The sequence below is a fragment of the Turicibacter sp. GALT-G1 genome (genome assembly GCF_025594995.1).
Lineage (GTDB): Bacteria > Bacillota_I > Bacilli_A > MOL361 > Turicibacteraceae > Turicibacter > Turicibacter bilis.
This window is the reverse complement of sequence record NZ_JAMQUS010000031.1, coordinates 24005-30373: the sequence shown is the minus strand read 5'-3', so window position 1 is coordinate 30373 and position 6369 is coordinate 24005. Positions and strand designations below refer to the sequence as shown.

General features: G+C 35.0%; 5 protein-coding genes and 1 riboswitch. Of the genes, 2 read left to right on the top strand and 3 right to left on the bottom strand.

What is annotated here, in order from left to right; translation table 11 throughout:
- Positions 1-217: 217 nt before the first annotated feature.
- The 3 genes from pflA to NEH74_RS06270 all read right to left on the bottom strand — a co-directional run bounded on the left by pflA (position 218) and on the right by NEH74_RS06270 (position 4167).
- The gene (gene pflA, locus NEH74_RS06280) at positions 218-949 is read right to left on the bottom strand and encodes a pyruvate formate-lyase-activating protein (protein WP_055276663.1); all 732 of its coding nucleotides are present in this window, start codon (positions 947-949) and stop codon (positions 218-220) included.
- A 31-nt stretch (positions 950-980) separates the two neighbouring features.
- The gene (gene pflB, locus NEH74_RS06275; RefSeq protein ID WP_055242899.1) at positions 981-3206 is read right to left on the bottom strand and encodes a formate C-acetyltransferase; all 2226 of its coding nucleotides are present in this window, start codon (positions 3204-3206) and stop codon (positions 981-983) included.
- Positions 3207-3585: 379 nt separating this feature from the next.
- Positions 3586-4167: a manganese efflux pump MntP family protein gene (locus NEH74_RS06270; protein WP_238581153.1), complete on the bottom strand. Its 582-nt coding sequence runs from the start codon at positions 4165-4167 to the stop codon at positions 3586-3588.
- A 204-nt stretch (positions 4168-4371) separates the two neighbouring features.
- A riboswitch (SAM riboswitch) is annotated at positions 4372-4472 on the top strand.
- Between the two features lie 123 nt (positions 4473-4595).
- Between NEH74_RS06270 and NEH74_RS06265 the strand changes: the two genes are divergently transcribed.
- Together NEH74_RS06265 and NEH74_RS06260 are read left to right on the top strand one after the other, a co-directional pair.
- The gene (locus NEH74_RS06265) at positions 4596-5609 is read left to right on the top strand and encodes a methionine ABC transporter ATP-binding protein (protein ID WP_055304475.1); all 1014 of its coding nucleotides are present in this window, start codon (positions 4596-4598) and stop codon (positions 5607-5609) included.
- Positions 5609-6277: a methionine ABC transporter permease gene (locus tag NEH74_RS06260; protein WP_055242896.1), complete on the top strand. Its 669-nt coding sequence runs from the start codon at positions 5609-5611 to the stop codon at positions 6275-6277. Before NEH74_RS06265 ends, NEH74_RS06260 begins: the two co-directional genes overlap by 1 nt.
- Positions 6278-6369: the final 92 nt, after the last annotated feature.

The following is a 6369-nucleotide window of genomic DNA, read 5'->3' as shown; positions in this document are numbered from 1 at the left end:
ATGCCGGGCGCACATAAAAGTGTGGATAACTCCAAATGAAGTTATCCACAACTCACTCTTTTTTATAATCGGATCTATATTAAACTCGAATATAGGTTATCAATAGAAATGGTAAAGTTTTTTAATGTCATAAAAATTTTACTGCTTCTTCTCTATTCATACTGTTGTTGCCTACAAAAAAAACTAGCCTCCAAAAAGGGAAGCTAGTTTTAAAAGATTAGATAGCTTTACCAAGAATCTCTTCTGCATGTTTAACAAGTTCGTCACTTGGTGGGAGTTGTCCATCTAACGGATAATCATATCCGAGTTGTTTCCACTTGTATTCACCCATACTGTGATATGGTAAAACTTCAATTTTTTTAACGGTTTTCAGAGTTTTGATGTATTCGGCAGTTTTTTGTAAATCATCTTCGTCATCTGTTAATCCTGGTACAAGAACTCGGCGGATCCACATTGGAATGCCTGCATCAGAGACTAGATGACCAAATTCTAATATGTGTGCGTTGTCTTTTCCTGTTAATTGTTTATGCTTTTGTGCATCAAACATTTTAATATCAAGCATTAGCATGTCAGTAACAGCTAATAACTCTTTTAATTGTTGTTTACGTTCCTCAGTATTGAACTTTAAATCACCTGAAGTATCAATGTTAGTATGAATGCCATGTTTTTTACACTCTTTAAATAATTCAGTCACGAATTCCATCTGTAATAAAGGTTCTCCACCACTTACCGTGATCCCTCCACCTGAGGCATCGAAAAACTCTTTATACTTCACTAATTCTGACACAATTTCAGAAACTTCCGTTACTTTTCCTTCTTTCATTTTCCATGAATCAGGATTGTGGCAATATGCGCATCGGAGTCCGCACCCTTGGACAAAGACAATAAATCTAAGTCCTGGGCCATCAACTGTTCCGAAAGATTCTACTGAGTGTACATATCCATTCATACTAATCACCTTATCTTCTCTTATTCACAAATTACATTTTTTCGTGCATTGTACGATTGATGACGTCTAATTGTTGAGCACGTGTTAACTTAATGAAGTTTACAGCGTATCCTGATACACGAATTGTTAATTGTGGGTATTTCTCTGGGTGTTCCATTGCATCTAATAAAGTATCACGGTTAAATACGTTGATATTTAAGTGGTGACCTTTTTTAGCAACATAAGCATCCATGATTGCTACTAAGTTTTTGTTACGTTCTTCATCTGTACGTCCTAATGATTTAGGTACTAATGAGAATGTATTTGAGATACCATCTTGTGCAGATTCAAATGGTAACTTCGCTACTGATGACATTGAAGCGATTGCTCCGTGAGAGTCACGTCCGTGCATTGGGTTTGCACCTGGTGCAAATGGTTCACCTTCTTTACGACCACATGGAGTTGTTCCTGTTTTCTTACCGTATACAACGTTTGATGTGATAGTTAAGATAGATTGAGTTTGTAATTTTGCACGATATGGTTTATGTTTACGGATTTTTGTCATGAATGATGACATAACGTCTACTGCGATTTGGTCTACGCGATCATCATTATTTCCGTATTTAGGGAAGTCTCCTTCAACTTCGAAGTCAACTGCAATACCGAATTCATCACGGATTGGTTTAACTTTTGCATATTTGATAGCTGATAATGAGTCAGCTACTACTGATAATCCAGCGATACCTGTTGCTGAAACGCGTTCTGCATCTGTATCGTGTAATGCCATTTCAATACGCTCATAGCTATATTTGTCATGCATATAGTGGATGATATTTAATGTATTAACATATAAATCTGCTAACCATTCCATTACTTCATCGTAACGTTCCATTACTTTGTTGTAATCTAATACTTCATCAGTAATTGGTGCCCAGTGTGGTCCAACTTGTACTTTAGACTTTTCATCTTTACCACCGTTGATTGCATATAATAATGCTTTTGCTAAGTTAGCACGCGCACCGAAGAATTGTAATTGTTTACCAACTTTCATTGGTGATACACAACATGCGATTGCATAGTCATCACCGTAGATTGGGCGCATGATGTCATCATTTTCATATTGGATAGCTGAAGTTTTGATTGACATTTTTGCACAGTATTCTTTGAATCCTTGAGGTAATTTAGTTGACCATAATACTGTTAAGTTTGGTTCTGGAGCTGGTCCTAAGTTATCTAATGTGTGTAATACACGGAATGAGTTTTTAGTTACTAATGGGAATCCATCAGTTGACATACCAGCAATTGATTCAGTTACCCAAGTTGGATCTCCTGAGAATAATTCATTGTAATCTGGAGTACGAGAGAATTTAACTAAACGTAATTTCATTACGAAGTGGTCCATAATCTCTTGTGCTTCTTCTTCAGTGATTACACCGTTTTGTAAGTCACGCTCAATGTAGATATCTAAGAATGTAGAAGTACGTCCTAAAGACATCGCAGCACCATTTTGCTCTTTAATTGCAGCTAAGTATCCGAAGTATAACCATTGAACTGCTTCTTTAGCAGTTGTTGCTGGTTTAGAGATATCGAAACCATGTTTTGCTGCCATTTGTTTTAATTCATTTAAAGCACGGTATTGTTCAGAGATTTCTTCGCGTAAACGAATGTTTTCTTCATCCATGACACGTGAAGTGTTGTTATGGTCTTTTAATTTTTCAGCCATTAAACGATCTACCCCGTATAAAGCAACACGACGGTAGTCTCCGATAATACGTCCACGTCCGTAAGCATCTGGTAATCCTGTGATAACACCTGATTTACGAGCTGCACGAATTTCTGGAGTGTAAGCATCGAATACACCTTGGTTATGTGTTTTACGGTATTCAGTGAAGATATGAGATACTTCTGGATCTACATGGAATCCATAAGATTCAGCAGCTTTTTCAGCCATACGAATTCCACCGAATGGTTGTAATGAACGTTTGAATGGTTTGTCAGTTTGGAAACCAACGATTTGTTCTAAATCTTTATTTAAATATCCTGGTTCATGAGAAGTAATTGTAGATACGATTTTTGTATCTAAGTCTAAAACTCCGCCAGCTTCACGCTCAGCTTTAGTTAACTCCATTACTTGTTCCCATAATTTTGTTGTTGCTTCAGTTGGTCCTGCTAAGAAAGAGTCGTCTCCTTCATAAACAGTGATGTTTTGATTGATAAAGTCACGCACATCAATTTTTTCTTGCCATTCTGTACCTTTAAAGCCTTGCCAAGCTTCCATGATAGTTCCTCCTTATAGTTCTCTTAAGAACCGCTCTCTGAAATTTCAAATCTTATTGTTACCATAATTTTACAACAAGATTCCTCCCTTTGTAAAGGGTTTTCACTATACGAACATAACATTTAATAACTCCCCTTAAACGTTATAACGTATATATCTTTTACAGTTATTATTATATTTCCAACACTGGAAAAAATCAACTTATATACATTAATTTTTTAAAATATTTTTATTTTTTTCTAATATAAGGAGTTACGCTTACAATCTTATGGATAATTTACCAATATAATATAGGAAATAAAGATAAAATCCTAATTTTGATATTAAAAAAAGATATCTCTTTCCTAATAAAATAAAGCGTATCTGCTACTGATTGTAATCAAAAAAATAAGGCATTAACTCCTAGTAAAATAATCATAACTCCCCCAAAGATGTTTGCTTTATTTCCTATCATATGCCCTAATGTTTTTCCAAAGGTTGATCCTATATAGGAAAATAAAAATGCAATAGTTGCTATGACAATAGTAGCCAGAATTAATTGTTCATAAATTAACCCGTAAGTAATCCCCGCTGCTAAAGCATCGATACTTGTCGCTATCCCAAACATCGCAAGTAACTTTAAGGATAAATCTTTTTTTTTATTGAAGCCCATCTCATGAGATTCAATATATTCTTCTTTCGAGCTTTCAAAAGCTTCTTTTAACATTCTAACACCTAATATAATTAAAATCACACCAGCGATTAAATGATTATACGTCGTGATTTCTCCACTAACAAACTTTAATGAAACAATTCCAATGACAAATAACAGACCTTGAAAAAAGCCAAAACTAATGGATACTTTAAGACGATCTCTCACTGTATGGGCTAATCCATCCATTCCTAATGTAATAGCAACCGCAAATGCATCCATAGCTAATGCAACTGACATTATCATGATAACTACTAAATATTCTTTCAACGATTCTCACCCCAACTTTAGTTTCCTTTTATCTTTACATCTTATCGAAATGATTACAAATATATGATTAAAATTTTTCTATCTCATATTATCCCTATATAAGACTTAATAAATGTGGCCTGTTTGTGGAAAAAAATAATTGACTTTCCATAAATAGGATTTATAATAGTTATTAAGATTTACAATTTTATACAACTTAACAAACTCTTATCACGAGAGGCGGAGGGACAGGCCCGATGATGCCCGGCAACCAATCAGTCATGATACGGTGCCAATTCCTGCAGACATTGTCTGAAAGATAAGGGAAAGTGTGATCTACATATAAATTATGTAATACACCTTTCTGCTTATCGAAGTAGAAAGGTTTTTTTATTTCATAAATAAGAAAATTGTAGCATCTGATTAAGAGAACGAAAGGGGAGAATTTCATGATTGTTCTTAATCAAATAAAAAAAATATTTAATACGAATTCTGGATGTGTCACTGCTGTAGATTCGGTTAACTTATCTATCCGAAAAGGGGAAATATTCGGAATTATCGGTTACAGTGGGGCTGGAAAAAGTACACTAATTCGAATGTTAAACTTACTGGAACGTCCAACTGAAGGGACAGTTACCATTGATGGGAAAGATTTAACTCAAATCTCCTCTAAAGAGCTTCGATTAGCTCGACAACAAATTGGAATGGTCTTTCAACACTTTAATTTACTCTGGTCACGTACGGTATTTGAAAATATCGCCTTCTCACTTGAGATTGCAGGGGTAAAAAAAGAAGAAATCAAGCCACGAGTTTTAGAACTTATTCAATTAGTTGGTTTAAGTGGAAAAGAAGACAATTATCCCTCTCAATTGAGTGGTGGACAAAAACAACGCGTTGGGATTGCACGTGCATTGGCTAACAATCCTAAAGTTCTACTTTGTGATGAAGCCACTTCAGCCCTTGATCCGCAAACAACAGATGAAATTTTAGATTTACTTGTTCAAATTAATAAAAAATATAACTTAACTATTGTTCTAATCACACATGAAATGCATGTGATTCAAAAAATTTGTCATCATGTGGCGATTATGGAAAGTGGGCGTATCGTTGAACAAGGAGATGTCTTAACGGTTTTCTCTAATCCTCAGCATCCAGTTACTGAACGTTTCGTTAAACAAGTAGCGAGTGAAGATGACTCAATTGAGACGGTCGAACATCTAATTAAAAAGTTCCCTAAAGGAAAAATTGTTCTTCTGAAATATCTAAAAGAAAAAGCAGAACAACCTTTCATCACAAACGTTATTCGTAACTACCAAGTGGACATTAATATTATTCAAGGAAAGGTCGTACAAACTCAAGAGGGTGGCTACGGTTCTCTTTATGTTCAACTTACGGGTCTAGAAATCATTCCAGCTCTTAATTATTTAAAAGAAGTTGGGGTAGAAGTTGAGGTGATTTCATAATGTTTTTATTATTACTACCAAATGTCAAATGGGATAAAATGTTCTCGGCAACGCTTGAAACATTATATATGACTGCTATCGCAGGTATCTTCGTCTTTATTTTAGGATTAATTATCGGGTTAGTCTTATTTTTAACAGCACCGAATCAACTCTTAGAAAATAAATGGATTAATCGTGTTTTATCAGCATTTGTTAACATTTTTCGTTCAATTCCATTTGTCATTTTAATCATTCTTTTGTTAAACTTTACAAAATTCTTAGTTGGGACGGTCCTTGGGCCGAATGCAGCCCTACCAGCTTTAATTATAGGAGCCGCTCCTTTCTATGGGCGTCTTGTTGAAATCGCGCTTCGCGAAATTGATAAAGGTGTCATAGAAGCTTCCATTGCAATGGGAGCTTCACTTTGGACGATTATTCGAAAAGTCCTCATTCCTGAAAGCTTACCTGCTTTAGTTTCAGGAATTACGGTTACAACGATCTCACTTGTTGGATATACAGCAATGGCTGGTGTTATCGGTGCAGGTGGTCTTGGAAATCTAGCTTACTTAGATGGATTCCAACGTCATCGATTTGACGTTGTTTTTGTAGCAACCGTCATTATTTTAGTAATTGTCTTTGTGATTCAGTTTATCGGAGATATGATCACTAAACAAATTGACAAACGTTAATAAAAACTATTTATTCAGTTAAATCCTTAATCAGTTGATTAAGATTTATATATCACTCGTTGGGGAAAACGAGCAAAGAATATGAAAATTTA

Excerpts from the sequence above, each read along its gene's own strand:
- pflA (WP_055276663.1), bottom strand. The coding sequence starts at position 949 with ATGAATGGATATGTACACTCAGTAGAATCTTTCGGAACAGTTGATGGC.
- pflB (WP_055242899.1), bottom strand. The coding sequence starts at position 3,206 with ATGGAAGCTTGGCAAGGCTTTAAAGGTACAGAATGGCAAGAAAAAATT.
- NEH74_RS06260 (WP_055242896.1), top strand. The coding sequence starts at position 5,609 with ATGTTTTTATTATTACTACCAAATGTCAAATGGGATAAAATGTTCTCG.
- NEH74_RS06265 (WP_055304475.1), top strand. The coding sequence starts at position 4,596 with ATGATTGTTCTTAATCAAATAAAAAAAATATTTAATACGAATTCTGGA.